This is a genomic window from Spiroplasma tabanidicola, assembly GCF_009730595.1.
GTDB lineage: Bacteria > Bacillota_I > Bacilli_A > Mycoplasmatales > Mycoplasmataceae > Spiroplasma_A > Spiroplasma_A tabanidicola.
Genome location: NZ_CP046276.1, coordinates 684,204 through 707,664, shown reverse-complemented (window position 1 = coordinate 707,664; position 23,461 = coordinate 684,204). Strand labels below are relative to the sequence as shown.

Genomic DNA, 23,461 nt, shown 5'->3' with positions numbered 1-23,461 from the left:
TTAATTTAAAAAAGGTAATAGATAATTATGTAGAGTTTATAACCATAAAAGAATAATTATTAAACATAATGGACCGCCGGCATATGCTTATATTAGTTTTACTCCAAACAAAAAGAATACTTCAAATAATTTTGAAGTATTCTTATAAATAACTTTTTGTATACTTGACAAAGTATATTTAAAAAACTATTTCTCTCTTTTTTTATTATATTTTTTAACTGAATGAATAAAAGTAGGTGGGGGTTAATAAAAATCTAAATATTGCTAATGAAAATATTAATGCTGATAAAGTAAAATCGTTAAAATAAAATTTATTAAAATTAACATTATTCTGAATAAGTAAGTGGTAATTTTATTTCTTCCTCTGTATATTTAATATAGTCTGAATCTTTTTGGAATAAAACAAAAACACCTGTAATTATTTTATAACCTTCCTCAAAATCTCAATCTTTATCTTCGTACCTATATATAAAATCAATTTTATTTTTAAAAACAAAATCTTTAAAAAATATTTTTTCTAATGAATCTTCTAAACTTTTAAAAAACTCATCACTATTTTTTGGTTCATATTCAAGAGTAAAGTTAAAATTGCTATCGTTTTTTGTTTTAAAAACACTATCAGATCTCAAAGGGTCATACGCTATAACATCTCATTTAAAACTTCCTTGAAGTACTTTTGAACTATCAACTGCATTTACATATATTTTTTGTCCTATTTTTATACTTTTAGAATCGTTTTCTGGATAATTTATCTTATAATCAACATTTAAATCGATTTTTATTTTTTCATTTTCAAGTTCAATTATTTCCTTAATTTTTTTTAAATAAAAATCAATTTTATACCCAGCTTCTGTATTCATATTGTTAAACTTTGAAATATCCATTTTATCAATATTTATAGATTTTTGATTTGTTAAAAATTTACTAGATTCGTTTGCTTTAACAATAATTGTTGTCTGTCCATAAATAACATCCAAATCTGTATACATTATTTCTTTATTTAAATCATCACTATTAAAAAACTGAATACGAAAATCTTTATTGATGTCTACAAAATATTTATTAAATAATCATACAGCATCATTTAAACTTTTTATAATTAGTTCTTCAATTTCTTGTCTTTTCAAACCTTGTTTGATAGTTTGTAAAATTGTTTTATCAATATCTCATTTTTTTTGAGATTCATTTTGATTCTTACTATTTGTAAAACAAGCTGCTAAACTTGACACACTTAAAAGAGATATTCCAATACTATTTATAAAAAGTAATAACTTTTTCATTTACTTAACTTCCTTTTTTAAAAATACTTTAATAATATTTTATATTTAGTTTAAATTCATTTTGCGTTTGCTTAATGTATTTTGATGTTTCTACTATTTTTACAAAAACACCTGTGATAATTTTAAGATCTAGATAATTTTCGCTCGAGCTTTTATATTCAAATCTATATGATAAATCTTCTTTGTCTTTAAAAACAAATCAACTAAAAATTTCTTTTTCAAAAATACTTTTTAAATAATCATAGTGCTCTTTTTCCTTTTTTAAAGAAAATTTTTGAGTGTAGCTAAAATTATATTTTTCTATAAAAACACTATTTTCATCTTCGGAATCATAAGATACTACATTAATTTCAAATTCACCTGATAGTATTTTTGACTTTTTTATAGCTGATACTTTAATTGAACTTCCGCTTTCAAAACTTTCATTATTTGTTCATTGATTAATTATTTTATAATCTACATTTAAAATAGGATTAATATTGCTATTTTCATTATAAAATATTGCTTTTATTTTTTCTTCATAAAAATTCATTTTATAACCAGCATCTAACTGAGTATTTTTTAACTTTTCTAAGTTTAATTTATCTATTTTTATTGTTTTTTGTCCTTTTAAAACTTCAGTTGTATCTGATGCTGTAATAATAATTGTTGTGTCACCATAAATATTATCATTATCAGTATATTTAATTTCATTATATAAATTGTTTTTATTATAAAATTTCACATAAAAATCTTTGTTAATTGATGCCGAATAATTATTTATTTTATTAGAAATTTCTCTTAAATTTGTTTCAATTATAATCTCTATAGAACTTTTTTTAAGACCTTGTTTAATTAATTCGAATTTAGTATCGCTTAATTCTCATTTTACATAGTTAGTCTTAGGATAGTTAGACTTTGGATCACAAGCAGATAAAGTTAAAGCGCCAAGAGAAGATAATAATAGAGTATTTATAGTTATTAATAATTTTTTCATAATTTTTTCTCCGCTTTTTAAATATACATTTATTAGTGCTATTTATAATGTACTAATAAATGTTATAAATTTGAATTTTTTAATAGTATAAAAACTAATATATTTTAAATATTATCTTGCTATAATATAGTTTATATTGAGTTTAAATTTAAACTATTTTATATTTAAAACTTGACCTTTTTACATAAAGTGTATTATTTTATTTTTATATAAATTAAATAACTAGTTACGAATAATTGATAATGCAATAAAAACTGTTTTAAAAACTTACAAATTTTATATTTTTATTTTATTATTTAAATTTATAAAAAATAATTTATTGATTAATAAATTATTCACTCGTTAAAATGATATAATAATTGATAAAAATCTTATTGCGATATTATTTTTTTGAAATATTAATAACAAAACCCTTCAAAATAAGTAAATAATTTTATATAGATTTAAATATTTTAGATATACAAAATTAGGCTCAAAAAACTTTTATTAATAAAAACATATTTTTTAACAAAAGAGTAAAATGAAATTGAATGATAAAAAATAATTTTAACAATTTATTATTGTACTTTTATAAAAAGTAGTTTTATTAATATAATTAATAAAGATTTAAAAAGTTTTTAAATATAATTCTCTAAGTATACATTGTGTTAAAAAAACATAAAATTATACAAGGAGAATTTTTTATATGGCAAATTTAAAAGGAAACAAATCAAATATTCTAGATTTTTATACTAAAAAAGAATTAATAAATAAATACTTTAAGCAAAATTTATCTTTTAGAGATTTATCAAAAACTTACAACATATCATATTCAACAGTTAGAAGAATGTGTTTAGATTGAGAAGTTTATGGTGATGAATCACTTATTTCAAAAACAGGAAAACACAACAAACATAACGAAAAAATTAGAACTAATTCAAAAGATCCGAAAGACAAAAAAATTGCTGAACTTAACAAAAACTAAAATGATTAGAAAATTAGAATAAGGTTTTAAAAAAGTTCAAGGAACTAATGGAGGATTCAGAAAAAGAATAATTAATTATTTTAAAAAATAGATAAATATAAAAATAAATATACAATTTTTTCTTTATGTAAATTATTAAATATAATCAGTGCTAGTTATTATATCTGTTGAAAAAGAATAAGTCATAATTTAACTTAAAAGTAGATATGAATTTAGATTCTAAAATAAAAGATATTTTTATAAAAAATAATGAAATTTATGGGACGCCAAGAATAAAAATAGTTTTAAATAATAATGGAATTGTGGCAAGTTGAACTAAGATAGCTAGAATTATAAAAATTTTTAAATTATATTCAGTTATAAGAATTAAAAAAATGAATAGAAAGCCTAAAGAAGTCAAAAAAATTACACACGGCCCTAATCAAGTTAATAGAAATTGATCTTTATACTCAAAAAATGAGTTATGAGTTAGAGATGTAACTTATATACCGTTTAATAAAAAGTATACGTATTTAAGTGTTATAAAAGATGCAAATACTGGGCTTATAGTCGGTTATGAAGTATCTTTCAAAACGATATAGATATTTATAAAAAATAACTGGAAAAAGCTTCGCTACATAGAAAAGATATATCTAAAAAACTAATTATTCATTCTGATAATGGAATTAAGTAAACATCTGTATTTGTAAGGCGATATGCTAAAAAAAATAACATAATAATATCATTATCTAGACCTGGCAATTCTATTGATAATGCAATGTGTGAAACTTTTTTTTCATTAAAAGAAGAATGAAAAAATAAATTAAAACAAAATAGTTTTATCAATCTAAAAAAGGTAATAGATAATTATGTAGAGTTTTATAACTATACAAGAATAATGTTTAAACATAATGAACCTCCAGCATATGCTTATATTGTTTTTATTACAAATAAAAAGAATACTTCAAATAATTTTGAAGTATTCTTATAAAAAACATTTTGTGTACTTGACAAAGTATATTTATTGGTCTAAATTCTTTATATTTTTTTAACTTTTTCTATGTTTGTCTTTTTCGATTTTCCAAGTGTTTCTAAACTTGTGATTAAATAGGTTGGTTTATTTGATAAATTTTTATATTTTTAATTTTATTTATTTAATTATGCATAATTCAATTACTTCGTAATTTTACTTCCAAGTATATTTTACCTGTTACATAATTGCTTATTATTCATATAAATAAATATGTATATTCATATTAGTTATCTATTCTATATAAATTGCAATATAATATTAAAGAGGATATAAAAATGGAGAAATACGAAATATTCTCTAAATATTTTTCAAAAGACTATTTAGAGAACTCAGAAATGGAAAAAACTTATTTAGATTTGAATGAAAGAATAAGTTCAAGTAAAAATCTTGTGTTTTTATTTGGTAATGGAATATCAATAAATAGTGTTTTAAAAAAATAAATAATAAATTATTTACTAACTGAATAAGTAGTTTGTTTAATTCCTTAGATGAAAATAAGGATTTAAAAAATAAAGATTTTTAAAAGAATCTATTGATCATTTTGCCTTAGAAAACGAAGTAAATATAGAAGAACAACTAAATTATTTTATGAAATTTTTAACTTTTCTTGAAATTAAAGATAATGATGCCTATAAATTTATTTATAATAAATTTTCTGAAGATAATGACTCTTTTATTAAACAGTTTTTAAGAGCGGCTATCGGAAATATTGATTATGACTATACAGTTAATATAGATATAATTATTTTTTTAAATAGTATTTTTAATAAACTTAAAAATAATAAAACTATAACTATTTTTTCCTTAAATTATGATGTTTTGTTAGAAAAGATGGCTGATTTTTTTGATTTTAATATTAATAATGGTTTTTCAGGCGTTTTGACAAGAACTTTTAAAATTTCTCAATATGATACTATAAAGTATACAAATAGTTTTCAAAATCAAAGAATAAAAATGGATCATATTAATCTTGTAAAACTACATGGTTTAATAGGTTGAGAAAAGGAAAATAATAACATAATTGAAAAACAAATCGATTTTTATAGAGATGCTGTTGTTAATAAATTATTGATTAAAAATTTAGAAAATAGTTCTCATTTTATTTTACATACATCTAATAAATTTAATGAATCAAACTTATCTATATATTCTGATTTATTTAGATATTTTAAAAACGTTTTATCTATTCAAAAAACTAATATTGTTGTTTGTAGTTATTCATTAAATGACACCCATGTTAATTCGTTATTATTTGATTCACTTTATAGTAATTCTAGTCTTGAGGCTTATATATTTGTGTATGATTATTACGATAAAAATAACAAAAGACACGAAGATTTTGTAAAATTATTTAATAGAGGTCATAACTTAAATATTTTTTTTTTTTTTTTGGAAAAGAATTTTCTGATTTCAGTTTAATTTCTAAAAAAATAATATCAAACGAAAGGTATGATAATGGTAAAAATATAAATAATTTATTAAAAAACTTGTTGTGAAACAACAAAAGATTAGTAGAATATGAAGATTTAGAAGAAAATGAAGAAATTTGAGAAAATGAATAATTTTGTTGGATATATTAGTTCTATAACACAAGATAAAATAATTATCAAAGTCCCGTTTGATAACATTGATCAAAATTTTTGCATTAATAAAGATTTTTATATTAATAGTTTTTTAGAAACAAATATAACTAATAATTTTTCAATAATTTTGAAAGTAAATTCAATAAATGATAATTATGACAATAATTTTAATGTCATTGAATGAAAGAGAAGTAAAGTAACTGTTTGTTCGACTATTATAGGAACTTATAATAAGATAGAAAATAGCTTTAGTGATAAGTTAGAAAAATATCCAAAAATTAATAATGAAGTTTATCTATTAGAAGAAAAAGTGTTGAAAACTATTTGTAGTGTTGATTCAAAATATTTATCTATTAAAGTTGGAAATCTTATAAATAATAAAAATATTGAAATATCTTCTAATTTTAATAATTTATTCGGAAAACACTTAGGCATATTTGGTAAAACAGGTTCTGGAAAGTCAAGAACCATCGCCCATTTAATTAGAAGTACATTAAATAAGGAGCTTTATAAAAATGATAAAAAAATAGAATTTTCAAGATATTTTAATCCTAAAATAATAATTTTTGATTATAATGGGGAATATACAAATATTGTCAATGAAAATTATATACAAAGATATGACTTGTTAAGTAATGATGAAACATTATGACCACTTATAAATTTTAATATAGGTAGTTATGAAAGTTTAGATTTATATGAATATATTGAAATTTTTGGTTTCACAGAAACAATGAGTAATCATTTAATAGGACGTATCAGTGAAATAGATAATTTAAAAAAACTAATGGATGTAGCAAAAGAAAAAGAAGATTATAAAACAAAATATGATTTACCAAGAATAAATAAGTTTATTAAGAATCCATTTTTTGTTAAAAATTTAAAAGTCTTTGAAAGTGAAAAACCAGAATTAAATTTTTTATATGATTTTATGAATAATAAATTTAAGCACGTAATGATAATAAAAATGAATTATAAAAATCCAATTGACAAGTTAATATTTACATTAATAACAAAATTGATTCACAACTCTTCTATGACTAATAATAGGCATATATTAATTGTTATGGATGAAAGTCACAGGTTATTTAAAGATGATAATCAAATATTCCATAAGTATTTAGAACTTCTTGTCAGAGAAGGAAGAAAATTTAATTTTAGTTTATGATTGTCGACTCAATCACTATCAGATATTCCTGAATTATATATAAGTCAATGCTCTAATTTTATTGTACACACTTTAAATAACTATAAAGATATTATGCAAGTGCAAAATTGTTGCGACTTCAGATTAAAATTATTTGAGTTTTTATCCACAATTGGAGTTCAAAATGCAATAGTTTTTGGAGAAGCATTCTCAACCTTTTTTAGCATTAAAATAAAAAGTACTAAAAAGTTAAGTGTTGTAAATAGTGATGTATTCGATAATTGAAATAAACAACTATAAAAATTTCAAAGATAATTATATTTTATTGAATTATCTTTGAAATTTTTATTAAGATAAAAAAACAAGTAAAAAAATAATATTAATAAAAATAACTGATCAAAAAGTAAGTTTAATTTTATATACATAGACATACTTAATATGAATAATTTTATAAAAACAAAAAATCTAAAATATCGTAACAAGTTTATAAAATTTACAAGTAAAACAGAAATAAAATCTCAAAGCGTACACAATATTATTGTGTTAGTTCGTTTAAAATTCATATTAATATATACTATGAAAAAAATATTTATAAGTAAAAAATAATTATTAATGATATATCTAAGATTTTAAGAAACAAACCTAATTAAATTAGTTAAAACATATTTTTTACACTAAATAGGAAAAATATCTATAAAACACAAAAAAAAAAAAAAAATAGCTTTAGATATATATTAATGGAATGCTATTTACCAAATAGAATTTGATCAAAATATTAAATCAGTTAGCAATTTAACCAGAATATTTGTTAAGAAAGATAAATTTTATTATTCTAATAGTTTAAGTGAATTTCATATTTTTGTTGATAAAATGAGTAAAAAACTAAAAAAAGAACTTATTTTAAATAAACTTAAAAGTAAATGTAAAAAAATTGACCTATAAACATTTTATAATTTGCTAATTTTGTATTTTTATTAAAAATATAAAATTGGTATAAATTAATTAATTAAGTGTTTTCAAAACAACATAATAAGTTTATAAAATATAATTTTTATGCAAAAATAATTAAAAGTTTAAGTTTTAACTGATTTTAGGATTTCTAAATGTGATATAGATATTGGTTAAATTAAAGAATATATTATCAAAAATAATAATTTAGCATGAGATTCTGACTTTAATAGAAATAATTTTTGCAAATAAAAATACTATAGTTTATATAAAATTAATTAAAAAACAATAAGAAAAGAAATTAAAAGTATCTAAAAAAAGTAAATAAAATATTTAAAACTTTTATCAAATGAATATAAGAAGCATAATCGATATCTTAAAAATTATTTAATTAAAAAATGTTATAAAAACAACTATTTTTACAGGTATTCATGAACTAATTTAAGACACTTTCAAATAACTCAAGATATTTAATAAGCTAAACACTTTAATGGTTTATGATTGATTATGATGTAATTATTAATTATAAAATAAATAATACTATAACTACTTTATTTATAATAAAAAATAAACAATTTTAATATGCAAAAAAATTTAAAAATATAATAATTATTTGAAGAAGTTTAAAATATAATTAATAAATTTACAAAATCATTAAATGTATTTTTAGAAAACTTTTATGAGTAATTATTGTAATTTTTATACTAATAAAATAAATTATTTTTTATTAGTATAAAATGTAATTATTTAAATCATATTAATAAAGAAAAATAAATAAGTGAAAAAAACACTAGATATAGTCATATAAAATTTGTATAAATCAATATAGTAAAAATTACGAAAAAAAATTTAAATAATAACGTTCGCTATTGCCAACGTTAGTATTTAAAACTATAAAATTTAATTTTATTAACTAATTTTTTTTAAGTGTATTATTATTTAAATCTTCTAATTCATAAAAAATGTTGTTGTAATTTCCGTTATACAAATCTTTTGAACTTTCTTCTGCTTTTATGTAGAAATATTCATAGTCATATACTTTTTCAGGTTTTAAATCTCATAAATATCATGATTTATATACTCTTATTTCAATATATTTAAATTCTTTATAATTTTGAAAGCTTTTATTATCAAGCATAGCATATACTATAGATTTATCATTTAAAACTGGTTGATCATTTTTATCATAAGAATGGTGTAAAGACATAAACAAATCATCAAAAATTGTTCCAACTTTATAAGGATTTTCACTTAACTTATAATACATATTTTTTGAGAATTGATTGTTGTTTTTATCTATAAAATCTTTATTTATTTCTTCGTTATTTAATAATTGATTTTTAATTCTTTCTCCAAAGTTTCTTACGTAACTAGTGTTTACGTAACGAATAGAATTAAATTGTCCATTTACAGTATTGCTAAAAAATTCATCATATTGTTTTTCTTCTGATATTCCACTGTAATCTTTTCAAAATAAATGGTATCAATTGTCAATTCTTCCGTTTTCATTTTTCATTTGTGCTTTCATAAAATCAATAAAACTACTAAATTTTGATACTTCATGGTTTTCTTCAGGTTTAGTTTCCTCTGTCTTATTTTCATTTCCGTTATAACATGATGTAGCTTGAACTGAAGAACTAGTTATTATGAATATAGAAATTAAATGTATTAATAATTTTTTCATTATTTCCTCCTAATTACTAATTTATAGTAACATTTTATTTAAAAATATACAATTATTTTGTTATAGTAAATAATACAAATATGTCAATAACATATGATATTTTCCTTATATATAACAAATTAAAATTTCCCAAACTATAATTATTTTTTGGGAGGTTTAAAATGAGGAGATATTTAAAAATGAATGAAAAAAAGAGAATGTAAATTATCAAAGACGTTATAGATCAAAAAAACAAAAGAGTCAGCTTCTATAAAGTTATGTCAAACAATTAGAAATGTAAATATATTAATTAATAAATATAAAAAAATGGTTACATAACTTTTATTCATAAGAACACTGGCAGATTGTCTTGCAGAAGAATTAGCAGTGATATTAGTCAAAAAATAATTAAATTATATATAGATGAATTTTTTGACTATAATTACAAACACTTTCAAGAAAAGTTGCTAGAAAATTATAATATAAAAGTTTCGTATACATATTTACTTAGTTTATTAAAGGAAAATAACATGTATTTTCCAAGAATACATAGAGTAACTAAAAAAATAATTAAACAAAAAATAGCTAACAGTTTAAAAAATCAAAATATAAAAAATATAGAAAAAAAAGAGTATTTCAATACTTAATAAAGTATTGAAAATAGTCATCCGATGCAACATAGAAAAACTGAGTTTGGAGAAAGGTTGCGAACAGATGCTTCTGTACATTACTGAATTAAAGAAGAAAAATGATATCTACATGGTTTTATTGATGATGCTACTGGCAAAATATTGGCTTTATATTTTGACACTAAAGAAACTCTTATGGGTTATTACAATATCATAAAGAAAGTTTTGCTTAACTATGGGGTTCCTAAAGAATTATTGACAGACAAAAGAACGGTATTTTGAAGTCCAAAAGAAAAGGAGTCAGATCTACATTCTGACACCTTAACACAATACAAATTTTTGCGTCACAACTTAGGAATAAAATTAACAACATCTAGCGTTCCACAAACTAAAGGCCGTATTGAAAGGTTGTGAAATACACTTCAAGATCGCCTACCAAAGGAACTTAAAGAAAATAATATATCAACTATAAACTAAGCTAATTTGTTTTTAGATGAATATATAGATAAATATAATTCACAGTTTTCCCTTCAATAGGGAATATCACTAATTCTTTTAGATTTTTTGAAGAAACTAAAAATATAGATTTTTATTTATCTAGAAGATTTGAAAGAACAGTAAATAAGGGTTCAACTATAAAATACCAAAATAAGTACTATATTCCACATTCAAATGGAGAACCAGTTTTTTATAAAAATAAAACAAAAATAATGGTTGTTGAGACATTTGACGGAAAACTATATTCAAACTCATATAGTGAATGAATGCCTTTATTAGAAGTATTACAAAATTCTACTTATAAAGAGGTGTATGAAGATAAAAACCCGGCTGAGATAAATAAAATTTATAATCCAATAAAAACAAGCAGTCCTTGAAAGTATACTAATTGAATATTTTATAAAAACTCAAAAAATAAAGTTTTAGGAAATATTAATTAGTTATTGACATTATTTTGTTATAGTAAATAATACAAATATAAATCAATCATTTCAAAAGAATTAAGTAATAACTTTTTATAATATTTATTTTTTTCATTTTCAATATTATTATGTTTTGTATTATAGTTATAATATTCAATTTCTACTTTAATTCTTGTAGCTAATTCTTTAAATCCTTCATATCCATATTTTTTTGAAAAAGCAGTTATAACTGATTCAGAACAAAATGCTTTTTTAGAACACTCATTTATTTTGGGTGTTTTTTTATTTTCGATACATTCTAATAAATAGTTTGCTATTAAAATATGAGTTTGATTTTCCAAATTATTTTTAATTAAAGTTAGCTTTTCTTTTATACTTTTAAACATAAATTTACCTCTTATTTATATTAACAAAAAACTTCTTAATTTATGAAAAATTTCTCTATTATGATATTTTAATTGTAAAAAAAATTCTAATAGTTAGTATCAAATTAGGAGGAATAATATATGATTATATTTAAAAAAGATTTTCAAATTGGAGCTTCTATGAGTTCTATGCAAACAGAAGGAAAGGGTATTACAAAAATTGGGGATTTAACTTTTGATAAATACTTTCAAGAACATCCAGAGTTATTTTATGATCGTGTTGGACCAGAAATAACTTGTGACATTACTAGACATTATAAAAATGATATAAAAATGTTTAAAGAAATTGGATTTGATTCATTAAGAACTGGTTTTTCATGAGCGAGACTATTTCCTGATGGTAAAAACCTTAACCATGAAGCTGTAAATTTTTATCATGATTATATTAACGAGTATAAAAAAAATAACATCAAAATATTTATGACATTATTTCATTTTGATATGCCTTTATGAGCACATCAAAAGGGTGGATGAGAATCACGTGAAGTGATTAATAGTTTTGTAAACTACTGTAACTTTGTTTTTCAAGAATTTAATGACGAAGTTGATTATTATGTTACATTTAACGAACCTTTAGTTCCAGTTTATGAAGGTTATTTAAATGATAAACATTATCCTGCATTAAATGATCCAAAACAAGCTGTTAACCAAGCATTTGGAATATTTTTAGTACATTCAAAAGTTTTATTAGAATACAAAAAACATAATTTAAAAGCAAAAATTGGAGTTGTATTTAATTGAAACTATACTTATGCTTATTCACAAAGTAAAGAAGATATTGATGCAGCAAGAATTTATGATGCATATGTAAATAAAGGACCTTTAAAAATTATGTATAATGGACAAATTGATCCTATTTTAATAGAAACTTTAAAAGAATATGATATGTTACCAGCTCACTCCCAAGAAGAAATTGATATTATTAAACAAACTAAAATAGACTTTTTAGGGATAAATTATTATTTTCCTTGTCGAGTTAAATGTAAAGAAAATAATTTAAATAGATGAGTTATGGATAAATTTGAAATAAAAATACCAGAAAATGCAAAAATTAATCCTCATAGAGGTTGAGAAATATATCCTGAAGCATTATATGAAATTGGAATGGAAATAAAAAATGATTTTAATAACATTCCTTGATATATTGCAGAGAATGGAATGGGAGTTGAAAATGAAGAACGCTATAGAAATCAACAAGGTATGATTGAAGATGACTATCGAATTGAATTTTTAACAGATCATTTACTACAAATTAAAAAAGCAATTAATGATGGATCAAATTGCTTTGGATATCATTTATGAGCAGCACTTGATTGTTGAAGTTTTAGAAATGCTTTTAAAAATCGTTATGGTTTAATTGAAGTTGATTTAAAAGATCAAAGTCGTAAATTTAAAAAATCAGCATATTGATATAAACAAATGATTGAAGCTAAGAAAGGATAGAGTAATGATTAAAAAAGATTATATTAACAGTGCTCAAGAATTATTTAATAGTCTTGGTGGTTATGAAAACATCATTTCATTTATGCACTGTATGACTAGAATGAGATTTCAACTTAAAAATTGAGACATAGTAAATGAAGAAGAGATAAAAAAAGCAAGTTATTCAACTGGTATTAAAAAAAATGTTGGAGGAAATGAATATCAAGTCATAATTGGGATGGATGTTAAAAATTTCTATGAAACATTTTGTAAGATTAATAACTATGATATTGATGGAAAAACTATAATTGATAACAACATAAAAGTCTCAAGTGATGATATAAATTTTGTTACTAAACAAAACGATGAAATATCAAAAATGAAAGGTAAATTTCGAGTAAAAGGAATTACTAATAAGTGTTTATCTTTTATAAGTAAAGTTTTTTCTCCAATAGTTTATCCCTTAATTGGATATGGACTTTTATTAACAATTTGATCGTTATTAACTGTAGAATGAAATGGAACTAATACTTCAGCTGGAGATAGTGTTCATTTTTTAGGACAATTTGCAGATATCTTAAATGTATTAACTAGTACTTTTTCATTATTTATAACAATTGCTGTAGGTTATACTGTTTTTAAAGCAATGAGATGTACTCCAATTTACGGAATATTAATTGCAGTTGTATTAACTGCTCCGGGTTTAATTAATATGGGAGATGTAAAACCTGAAGAAGGTCAAACAATTCTTGGTCAATATCCTGGTTGAACTTTATTTGGAGAAGGAACTACTTATCCTTTTAAAATCAACTTTAATGGTTTAATGGTTCCAATGATTATAGTTGCAATTTTTGGAGCTTATATGGAAAGATGAACTTCTAAAATAAAAAATGTTACTGCTAGAAACATTTTAAGTCTAGTATTAATAATTGCAGTTACATTCTTATTTTCAGTATTTATTATTGCTCCAATTGGAATGTTATTTACAAACTATTTATCAATTTCAGTGAATTGATTAAGTACAAATTACATTGCAAAATATATAGCAGTTCCTTTAATTGGAGCATTATATGGTCCTTTAGTAATTACTGGATTACACCATTCATTAACACCAATTATTTTACAAGGTCAAGCAATGTATGGAGCAACAATCATTCAAGGATTATGTACACTTTCAAATGTTTCGCAAGGAGTAGCAACAATTGCTTTTGTAGTTTTAAATAGAAAAGTTAAACAGTTAAAAGAATTAGGAATATCAAATGGTGTATCTTCAATAATAGGAGGTATAACTGAACCTTCATTATTTACTGTTAATTTAAAACATTTATATCCTTTAATTGCTTGTTCAATTGGTGTATTTTGTGGAAGTCTTGTATTAGTTGCTTCTAACACTTATGCTTTACAAGGAGCAAGTTCTATATTTGGTTATTTGATGTTCCAACATAAAGCACCAGATGCTACTGGAGTATCAACTTGATTTGGTGGAGGATTTTTATGAGGAGCAATATCAATTTTAGTAAGTTGTTGTGTAACGTTTTTAATGACAATAATTTTAGGCAAAGTTAAATATTTTTCTCAAAGAACAAGAAATTTACTTTTAGAAGATTTTAATGAAGATATATTTGAATTAAAAAAAACTTATAAAGAAAATAAAAAAATAAAAACTAATAAAGTAAAACAAACCAAATAAAAAAATGTTTCTTATAAATTATTTAAGAAACATTTTTTTTAGATATTTTTTACAAAAGTATTTGTATAAAAACTATTAATATAGTTGTTAAAATCCAAATAATCAATATTATAACTTATTTTTGGTACAGCACTTATTACAACTTTTCTTTGTTTAAAATAACTTCTAAATAAAGTATAAGAAGAATAGGCAATAACAAAAACACTTAATCATTTGAAAACATCTGTTATTAAAGTTTGATCAATTTTTAATAAAGTAATTAAACCTAAAAATACAATCGTATAAGAAGTTAAAACTCCAATTATGCCTCCTATTGTCATAAAAAAGCTTGTTTTTGGCATATAGTTATTTTTAAAATAGAATTTATAACCATTTATATGCATTGTTAATCCTGCACTACAAGTCATTATTGGAAATACTACTAAGAAGTTAATTCCTAAAAATGAAATAACTGCCATTGCTGGAGCATATAGACCAACTCCAAAACTCATCATTATTCCTAAAAATACAAAAGCAAGACATCCTAAGAATAATTTTCATCAAACATCTGAAACTCCCATAGCACTTCCTGATGGAAATACTTCAATTCCTTTGACTGTTAAAAGCATTAGAATTGAAGTAATTGCAAGAACTACTCCCATTATAATAGCGATTAGTTTTTTATTAATTTTATTAACAATACTACTTCCAATTAAAGAACCAATAATTGCAGATAATACAAATGTAATTAAAGTTGTTAAATCAACACTAACACTTGTCATAAATAATACACCAGAAAATAGGTTCGGAATTGCCATACCAATATTCAATGTTCCTGGTAATTTTTTATCATCTTTTAAACTTTTTGTTGCTTTTAAAAGACCAGTGTTAGTTGCAAATGAACCAATTCCTAATGTATCAAAAAAGCTTGCTGTAAATCCAATGCTTGCACAAATATAAGATTTATTCTTGTAATCTAAAACTGATTTTTTAGTTGAAAATATGATTATAAAAACTAAAAATATTAAACAAACTACTAAAATTAGCATTGATAAACTAAATGCAATTATAGAGTTTTGATTAGTTAGATTAATTTTGTTTACACATAAATAACTTATACACAAAGCTAATAACATCATTAATGGAACTAAACTTATTCCTAATATCTTCATTCCTTTAACAGGTATTTTCTTTTTTAAAGGTTTTTTATCTTTATTGTAAGTATCAACGTATTGATTATATTGTTGATTTAAATCTATAAGGTTATCTTTACTTTTTTTATCAAAAATCTTTAAATATTGTTTATAACTTTCTTTTAAAGTGCTTAAGCACTTAACTTTTTGATTATCATCAATATTTTTATCTTTTCAATCTTGAATTATGCTTTTTTTAATTTCTTTAGTTGTTTTTTTAAAACTAATTAAATTATTTGAAATTTCATAAACTTTTTCAATGTCTTTTTCAATTTCAATCAAATACTCATCAATATTTTTAATCAATTATATTTTCCTCCTATAAATATTTTACAACTTTACAAGAACAACAATTTTTTAACTTTATTTTTGTATAAAAAAATATTATTTTTATGTTTATACATAAATAAGTGTATAATAAAAATTAAAAATATTTAATTTTTAAAAAAATATTTTTTTTATGTCTTTTAGGGGGTATTTATATGTTTTTAACTAAATTACAAAATCAACTTAACCTAATAAGAAATACCAAAAATTCTATTGCTTATTTATCTACTTTGAAAAAAACTTAGATCTTTTTTCTAAAAATTTAAGTTTTTATCCTGTTGACTTATTAAAAGAAATTGTTGATGAAGCCTGAGAAGAAAATAACAAATTATTTATTCTTAACTTTTTAAACTACTTAGATATAAGAGGAGGAAAAGGAGAAAGAAGAGTAGCAAAAAGCATGATTAATTTTTTAAGTAATAAAGTTGATCGTCAAGTTTTATTTGATGTTATTTTAAAATTAGGTAAATATGATTATGCAATTAATCTTGCAATTAATCCAACAGATTTGCGTTTAATCGAGTTAATTTATTCAACTTTAATTAGCGAAGTTAATCAAAGTGATAAAAGTATTTCATAAATTTCAAAATGAATGCCTTCAATCAACGTTTCTAATCATAAACAAATAACTTTAGCTAAAAAATTTGTTAACTTAGTTAAACTAAATTTTGATATAAACTTTTATTACAAAGTATATCATAAAATACTTACAAGTTTAAAAGCTAAATTAAACCTTGTTGAAAATAACTTAAGAATCAAAGATTATCAAAGTATAAATTATAGTAATTTATCAGGTAAATCTTTAAAAAAATATGCAAATGCTTTTAGTAGAAATGATTTTGATAAATATAATGATTTTTTAAATAAATCAATTAGTTATTCAAATAATTTAAATGCTAATAACTTTTTTTGCATATGAAATTATCGAACATGCTTTTTATGATATAAATGAAGCTGCTGCATATTGAAATAATATGAAAAAAATTGCAGTTCCAAAAAACACAAATATTTTACCAGTGTGTGATTTTAGTGGTTCCATAGAAGTGTTGTCTTTATACAATTCAATGGGCTTAGAAATGTTTTTAGAACATCAAAATCAAGGTGTATTTAAAAATGTTTTATTTGAATTTGAAAATTAACCTAAATTTATTAAATTAAAAGGTAATTTTATTAATGATATTAATATTTTAAAAACTCTTAATGCAGTTGGTACAACAAATATTGATCTAGTATTTAAAAAAAATATTATTAGCTATGAAAAATAATATTAATTTTTCTGATAATCCAAAATATATTTTAATTATTAGTTATATGGAGTTTGACCAAGCTACGTCAAATAATCAAGATAGTAACTTTAAACATTGAAAAAATAAATTTAAAAGTTATAATCTTGAGTTACCAAAAATTATTTTTTGAAATGTTGATTTTTATATTGATCAAAGTTTTCAGTGGTTAAAAATGAAAAAAAATGTAATTTTAATTAGTAATTTTCAACATTTATTTTAAAAGATTTATTTAACTTAGAAAGTATAAATGAGTTTACACCAGAAGTATTTATGATTGAAACATTTAAAAAATATAAAAACTATTTGAGTTTATTTGATATATAATGATTATATTAAAGGTTCATACAGAAAAAAAACACAAATAATTGTTGAGACTGAATTTTATTCTGTAAAAGCGAGTTATTGAACCTTGTTATATTATTAATAAATCGTTAAAAAAAAAACAACTCTTAAGAGTTGTTTTTTGTTTTTAACTTGAATATAAGATAAGTTTATAGTTAAATATTTAAGAATAAAAGGAGTAATGGTATGAAAAAAGTAAATGTAGGATTAGATATAGGTATAGCTTCAGTTGGATGATCAATATATGATATAGAAAATAAAAAAATCATAAATGCAGGATCACGTTTATTTAGTGAAGCAAATGCTGGAGGTCAAAAAACTTCTACTACTTCTGATAGAAGAATGCAAAGAACAAGAAGAAGAAATCTAAGAAGAAAAGTTTTAAGAAAAAGAGATTTACTAAATATATTTGTAAAGTTTGATTTTTTAAATAGTTATGAAGATTTTTATAAACTTGATTTTAATATCGACTATTTAGAAGTGAGAAAAAAATCACTTGAAAATAAGATAAGTTTACAAGAATTAATGTTAATACTTTATAATTACACTAAAAAAAGAGGAAGTTTTAATTATAAAGACGATTTAATGGAATTAAAAAAAGAAAAAAAAGAAGATGTTAGTTTAGATGAAATTAATGCAAAACAAGATAAACTTCCTGTTGATATTCAAGCAAACAATTTTAAAACATTTGGTAAGTATCGAGGATTAAAAGCAGAAGATGCATTAATTGCTCATGATTGATATAAAAAAGAAGTTGAAAAAATATTAGATACACAAATAGCTAATGGTTTAATAAATGAAGAATTTAAAGAAAGTTTTATAAAATTATACGAAAGAAAAAGACAATATTTTGATGGTCCTGGATGAACTACTAGTTCAAAAACAACTAAAAGTGAGTATGGCTGAAAAGATGAATCAGAATTTTTTGAACGTCTTTCTGGTTATGATACATATAACAGTAAAGAAAAAAGAGCACCAAAACATTCGATGACTTCATACTTATTTAATATTTTAAATGATTTATGTAATTTAAAGATTAATGATGTTGAAAACGGTTTAACTTATGATCAAAAGTATGAAGTAATTGAATCTGTAATAAATCATGATGGTACTAAAAGTAAAAATATTACTTTAAAAATTATTGCAAAGTTATTAAAAGTAAAAGAAAGTGATATTACTGGTTATCGAATCGATAAAAAGGAAAAACCAAATTTCACAAAATTTGAATCTATTAATAAAATTAGAAGTATTTTAATAAGTTCAAATTTAAAGTATGATTTTATAAGTTTAAAAAATATTGATTTATTAGATAAAATTGTAGAAATACTAACTGTTTTTCAAAGTTCAGATTCTAGAAAAGAACAACTTTTAAAAATAAATAGCAATTTATTAGATGATAAACAAATTGAAGCAATTAGTTTAATAAGTTTAACAGGTACTCATAGTCTAAGTGCAAAAACTATGAATATTGCTATTGAAGAAATGTGATATGAAAATAAAAATCACATGCAAATTTTTTCTGAAAAAAATATAAAACCAGATTACAACATCAAAATTGATAGAAAATTTACAAAAATGCCTGTTTTAAGACAAAAAATTTCAGAGATGTATATATCTCCAGTTGTTAAAAGATCTTTAATTGAAAGTTTAAAAATCATTAAAGAAATTGAAAATATGTCTGATATTGAAATTAAAGATATTGTAATTGAATTAGCAAGAGAATCAAATTCAGAAGATAGAAAAAAATATATTAATGAAATTCAAAAGAAAAATGAAAAAGAAAGAACTGAAATTGAAAAAAAATATAATCAAAACACTAAAAGAATTGATTTTAAAACAAGATTAAAATTAACTTTATTAAATGAACAAGATGGTAAATGTGTGTACTCTGGTAAAACAATAGATATAACTAGACTTTTTAATGATCCAAATTATTGTGAAATTGATCATATTATTCCTTTTTCAGTATCATTAGACGATTCTAGAACCAATAAAGTATTGGTATTACAAAATGAAAATCAACAAAAGGGTAAAAAAACACCATATGAATATTTTAGAGAAATACATCGTGATTGAGAGCAATTTAAATCATTAATGTATATAAATTATGTTGGAAGTAAAAAATTTGGAAAGTATGGTTATAATAAGTATCAAAATTTAATATTTGAACAAGATATAAATGACACAGAAGTTAAAAAAAGTTTTATTAATAGAAACTTAAATGATACTAGATATGCAACTTTAGAAGTAAAAAACTATTTAACTTTTTTTAAAAAAGAATTAAAAAAACCTTATTCAATTAAAACAATTAATGGGGGATTTACAAATTATATAAGAAGTAACTTCTTATATTTACCTAAAAAAGATCGTGATGATTTTAAACATCATGCAGTTGATGCAACAATTTGTGCATTAGCTCCAATTATTGATATTTATGATGGAAGAACTATGAATAAAATAATTGGAGAATTAGATGAAAAAGAAATTATTAAAAGAGAAGAAATAAACTTAATTGTTAATGACATTAATAGTTTTGATTATAAATTTACTAAAAAGATAGAAAAAAGTTCAAACAAAATGATGTTTAATGAAACTATTTATAGTTGCAAAGTAATTGACAATAATCTATATAAAATTGAAAAAATAGATTTATTATCAAAAGATTCAGAAAAAATAAAAAAAATTAATAAGTTATTTACCATAGATTATAAAGATTTATTAGTTTATGAGTCAGATTCAAAAACATTTAATCATTTAAAAAAAATATATGATACTTATATAAATGATGTTGATAAAGATAATAAACCAGTTAAAAACCCATTTCATCATTTTGTTTATGAACTAAATGAAAAAATTATAAAACAATCTAATGAAAAAAATCCACCAAACATAAGATATTTAAAATACAATAATGGAGTTGTTAATCAATATACAAAAATTACTCATAAATTTAAAAATGTTAAAAAAGGTAAAGAAATTGTTATGACAGGATCAAATACTTTAGGTTGAGATTTATTTTATTCACAACAGTATAATTTGTATAAAGTTTTACCAATTACTCATAAAGTAGCATATTTTGTAAGTAATAAAAATAACTCAAATATTAATTTTAAAACAAAAGAATATGAGCAAGAAAAATTATTATATAAAATTGATGAAACATATAAGAAAAAATTCACATTATTTAAAAATAATGAATTGATTTTTGAATATGATGGTGAGATTTTAAATTATATCGTTGTAGGATTTGACAAAAATGCTGAAAGATTTGAATTTAAATATTTAAATAAAAGTGTAGAAAATGAAAAAAGAATTTTCAAATCAATTAAGAAAATGAAAAAAATTAAATTAGTCACATCAAATTCAACAAGAACAAAAATAAAATATCTTGACTAATTTAAATATTATATGATATATTAATTATGTATATGAGTTCTACTACTACATAATTTTACAGGACTATCATATATAAGGCTTTAATGCCGTAACTGAGGAATTTATTCCTCTTTTTTTATTAAAAAATGTCTTGAAAAACAATAATTATTAAAGATGGAGAAAGGATAAATTTATTTTTAAATAATTTAGTTGTTGAAAGTGCAAATGTTAAATATCATATTCCATTAGATGACATTAATGCAATATTATTTGAAAATTATAAAACTGTTGTTACTACAAGAATTATTAATAAACTTGCTCAAAAAAAGATTTTAACTTTAATTTGTGATGTGGAGTTAAAACCAATATCGATTATTCAACCAATTGAAGCAAATCACTTACAATTAAAAATTATTAATAATCAATTAAATTGAAAAAAAGAAGATAAATTATATTTATGAACACAAATTGTAAAACAAAAAATTGAAGCACAAATTGATATATTAAAAGTTAACTTAAAAAAACTAGAAAAAGTTAACTTGTTATATAAATATATTGAAGAAATGAAATTTAGTGATTCAACAAATAAAGAAGGACACGCGGCTAAGGTTTATTTTAAAGAGCTATTTGGAAACACTTTTACAAGAGAAAAAGAAAATCACATAAATGCAGCTTTAAACTTTGGTTATACAATTATAAGAAATGCATTTATTAGATCAATCACTTCAAAAGGACTTCATCCAAGCATAGCCTTATTTCATCATAATATGTACAATGCTTTTGCTCTTGCGGATGATTTAATGGAACCATTTCGCCCAATTGTTGATAATTATGTTTATAAATATGTAACACAAATCGATTATTTTTCTAGATCTACAAAACTAGAATTAATAAACATTTTAAACTCTAAAGTTATTTATGGTAATAATAAAATCTATTTAACAAATGCTATTGATAAATATGTTGATATGGTTTTAAACTTTTTTGAAGATAAAAGTACTAATGATGTAATTTATCCAATAAGTTCATCAGTAGAATATTATGAGCTATAAATTTATGAGATTAATGGTATTTTATGACTTACCTTTCGATTCAAAAGACAATGTAAGATCTTATAATAAATTTAGAAATAACTTATTTAAAGAAGGGTTTCACATGATGCAATATTCAATTTATTCAAAAATTTGTTATAACAAAGAAAGTGTTGATTTTGTTATTAAAAGAATTAATAAATTTTTACCTAAGCTTGGAAATGTAAGATTTCTAATAATTACAGAAAAACAATATCAAAATATTAAAATTGTTGTTGGTAAAAAAAATAATAATGAATTAATAAATGATGATAGGAGACTTATAGAAATATAATGAAAATTTTAAATAAAAATAGTAATAAAAATATTAACTTTAATTTTACAAATAATAATGTATTTATTATAAACAATCTAGATGTTATAAATGATTTGGAGTTAGCTTTAAGTTTAAGTTTTTTAAACAAATTTTCTAGTCCGGATTATGAAATCAAAATGCAAGAAAATGATATTATGATAGATAAATTAACAACTAAATTAATAAAAGTACCCAACTTCATAGATTTTACTAAAAGTATTTGTGGAGGAAGTAAAACTATTTTAAAAGAGTTATTAAATCTTTGTATAACTTATGATGCTTTTTCTTCTCAAAGTTTATCAACTTTATTTGGGTTTATTAATACAATTGATTTAACTGAACTCAACATAATTGAAAATTTAATTACTAATTTAGAATCTAAATTAGGCTTAAAAATAACTATAGAGATTCAAGATCAAATTATTAACTATATTTGTGATCAAACAATTTTAAAGTTACAAAATATCGATGAAAATGAAACCAACACTTATTTAAATCAAAACAAGTTAAGAATAATATATATTGAAATATTAAAAAATTTATTAATAATTGATGATAAAAATTTACATTTTTTATTTGTGAATCCATTTTTTGGGCTAAATTATATAGAAATAAAAGAGTTTTTTGATGATATTAAAGAGTTAAAAAATTTTACAATTGTTAGTGACAAGTTTATTTATGAAAATGATTTAAATCTAGAAAATTTAAAAATATGAATAGATAACAAGTTTTTAGATTTATCATTTATTATTGATAATTTAAAGTTTTATATGAATTTTTCAAATTGTACTTTAGAAAATGACTTTTATAATGAGCTACTTTTAAACACTAAGAACCTAATAAGTAGTTATAATAGTAAAAATTTAGAAATAAATTATCCTGTTTTCCATTACCTTTTAAACTTATAATTATTT

21 protein-coding genes and 1 pseudogene are annotated in these 23,461 nt (G+C 21.2%); 17 read left to right on the top strand and 5 right to left on the bottom strand.

Features of this window, described 5'->3' with window-relative positions:
• Positions 1-326: 326 nt before the first annotated feature.
• Together STABA_RS03230 and STABA_RS03225 are read right to left on the bottom strand one after the other, a co-directional pair.
• Positions 327-1,280: a hypothetical protein gene (locus STABA_RS03230; RefSeq protein ID WP_156006486.1), complete on the bottom strand. Its 954-nt coding sequence runs from the start codon at positions 1,278-1,280 to the stop codon at positions 327-329.
• 28 nt (positions 1,281-1,308) lie between these two features.
• Positions 1,309-2,256, bottom strand: a complete 948-nt coding sequence (locus STABA_RS03225) for a hypothetical protein (RefSeq protein WP_156006484.1) — start codon at positions 2,254-2,256, stop codon at positions 1,309-1,311.
• Positions 2,257-2,941: 685 nt separating this feature from the next.
• Between STABA_RS03225 and STABA_RS03220 the strand changes: the two genes are divergently transcribed.
• From STABA_RS03220 to STABA_RS03195, 6 genes are all read left to right on the top strand, one after another.
• On the top strand, positions 2,942-3,220 hold the full coding sequence (locus tag STABA_RS03220; protein ID WP_156006482.1) for a helix-turn-helix domain-containing protein: 279 nt from the start codon (positions 2,942-2,944) through the stop codon (positions 3,218-3,220).
• 206 nt (positions 3,221-3,426) lie between these two features.
• On the top strand, positions 3,427-3,801 hold the full coding sequence (locus tag STABA_RS03215) for an IS3 family transposase (RefSeq protein WP_156006480.1): 375 nt from the start codon (positions 3,427-3,429) through the stop codon (positions 3,799-3,801).
• Positions 3,802-3,977: 176 nt separating this feature from the next.
• Entirely contained in the window at positions 3,978-4,190 is a 213-nt protein-coding gene (locus STABA_RS03210) for an IS3 family transposase (protein ID WP_156006478.1), read from the top strand.
• Between the two features lie 317 nt (positions 4,191-4,507).
• Positions 4,508-4,672, top strand: coding sequence for a hypothetical protein (locus STABA_RS03205; protein ID WP_156006476.1), 165 nt, complete (start codon positions 4,508-4,510; stop codon positions 4,670-4,672).
• Between the two features lie 148 nt (positions 4,673-4,820).
• Positions 4,821-5,651, top strand: coding sequence for an SIR2 family protein (locus STABA_RS03200; protein WP_156006475.1), 831 nt, complete (start codon positions 4,821-4,823; stop codon positions 5,649-5,651).
• 117 nt (positions 5,652-5,768) lie between these two features.
• Positions 5,769-7,262: an ATP-binding protein gene (locus tag STABA_RS03195; RefSeq protein ID WP_156006473.1), complete on the top strand. Its 1,494-nt coding sequence runs from the start codon at positions 5,769-5,771 to the stop codon at positions 7,260-7,262.
• A 1,561-nt stretch (positions 7,263-8,823) separates the two neighbouring features.
• On the opposite strand, the gene STABA_RS03190 is transcribed toward STABA_RS03195, so the two are convergent.
• Positions 8,824-9,594, bottom strand: a complete 771-nt coding sequence (locus tag STABA_RS03190) for a hypothetical protein (RefSeq protein WP_156006471.1) — start codon at positions 9,592-9,594, stop codon at positions 8,824-8,826.
• A 203-nt stretch (positions 9,595-9,797) separates the two neighbouring features.
• Here STABA_RS03190 and STABA_RS06085 point away from each other — a divergent pair.
• Positions 9,798-11,140 (top strand): annotated as a pseudogene (locus tag STABA_RS06085) (ISNCY family transposase).
• A 17-nt stretch (positions 11,141-11,157) separates the two neighbouring features.
• On the opposite strand, the gene STABA_RS03175 reads toward STABA_RS06085, so the two are convergent.
• Positions 11,158-11,508 carry a MurR/RpiR family transcriptional regulator gene (locus tag STABA_RS03175; RefSeq protein WP_156006465.1) on the bottom strand — a complete coding sequence of 117 codons (351 nt, stop codon included), beginning with the start codon at positions 11,506-11,508 and terminating at the stop codon, positions 11,158-11,160.
• A 120-nt stretch (positions 11,509-11,628) separates the two neighbouring features.
• On the opposite strand from STABA_RS03175, the gene STABA_RS03170 reads away from it, so the two are divergent.
• A complete protein-coding gene (locus STABA_RS03170) occupies positions 11,629-12,990 on the top strand; it encodes a glycoside hydrolase family 1 protein (protein WP_156006463.1) in 1,362 nt (453 codons plus the stop codon).
• Between the two features lie 4 nt (positions 12,991-12,994).
• The gene (locus STABA_RS03165) at positions 12,995-14,659 is read left to right on the top strand and encodes a PTS transporter subunit EIIC (RefSeq protein ID WP_156006461.1); all 1,665 of its coding nucleotides are present in this window, start codon (positions 12,995-12,997) and stop codon (positions 14,657-14,659) included.
• A gap of 38 nt (positions 14,660-14,697) precedes the next feature.
• Here the strand turns inward: STABA_RS03165 and STABA_RS03160 are convergent, their stop codons facing one another.
• Positions 14,698-16,137 (bottom strand): sulfite exporter TauE/SafE family protein, encoded by a 1,440-nt coding sequence (locus tag STABA_RS03160; RefSeq protein ID WP_156006459.1) that lies wholly within the window; start codon positions 16,135-16,137, stop codon positions 14,698-14,700.
• 421 nt (positions 16,138-16,558) lie between these two features.
• Between STABA_RS03160 and STABA_RS03155 the strand changes: the two genes are divergently transcribed.
• From STABA_RS03155 to STABA_RS03125, 8 genes are all read left to right on the top strand, one after another.
• Positions 16,559-16,738, top strand: coding sequence for a hypothetical protein (locus tag STABA_RS03155; RefSeq protein WP_156006457.1), 180 nt, complete (start codon positions 16,559-16,561; stop codon positions 16,736-16,738).
• 12 nt (positions 16,739-16,750) lie between these two features.
• Positions 16,751-17,131: a DUF2828 family protein gene (locus STABA_RS03150; RefSeq protein ID WP_156006455.1), complete on the top strand. Its 381-nt coding sequence runs from the start codon at positions 16,751-16,753 to the stop codon at positions 17,129-17,131.
• Position 17,132: 1 nt separating this feature from the next.
• Positions 17,133-17,297 carry a hypothetical protein gene (locus STABA_RS03145; RefSeq protein ID WP_156006453.1) on the top strand — a complete coding sequence of 55 codons (165 nt, stop codon included), beginning with the start codon at positions 17,133-17,135 and terminating at the stop codon, positions 17,295-17,297.
• A gap of 115 nt (positions 17,298-17,412) precedes the next feature.
• Positions 17,413-17,664: a DUF7788 domain-containing protein gene (locus STABA_RS05840; RefSeq protein ID WP_170264691.1), complete on the top strand. Its 252-nt coding sequence runs from the start codon at positions 17,413-17,415 to the stop codon at positions 17,662-17,664.
• Positions 17,665-17,972: 308 nt separating this feature from the next.
• Positions 17,973-21,182: a type II CRISPR RNA-guided endonuclease Cas9 gene (cas9, locus tag STABA_RS03140; protein WP_156006451.1), complete on the top strand. Its 3,210-nt coding sequence runs from the start codon at positions 17,973-17,975 to the stop codon at positions 21,180-21,182.
• 125 nt (positions 21,183-21,307) lie between these two features.
• A complete protein-coding gene (gene cas1 / locus STABA_RS03135; RefSeq protein ID WP_156006449.1) occupies positions 21,308-22,213 on the top strand; it encodes a type II CRISPR-associated endonuclease Cas1 in 906 nt (301 codons plus the stop codon).
• The gene (gene cas2 / locus STABA_RS03130; RefSeq protein ID WP_246157303.1) at positions 22,203-22,526 is read left to right on the top strand and encodes a CRISPR-associated endonuclease Cas2; all 324 of its coding nucleotides are present in this window, start codon (positions 22,203-22,205) and stop codon (positions 22,524-22,526) included. Before cas1 ends, cas2 begins: the two co-directional genes overlap by 11 nt.
• A complete protein-coding gene (locus STABA_RS03125) occupies positions 22,526-23,455 on the top strand; it encodes a hypothetical protein (protein WP_156006447.1) in 930 nt (309 codons plus the stop codon). The genes cas2 and STABA_RS03125 overlap by 1 nt, the downstream gene beginning before the upstream one ends.
• Positions 23,456-23,461 lie beyond the last annotated feature (6 nt).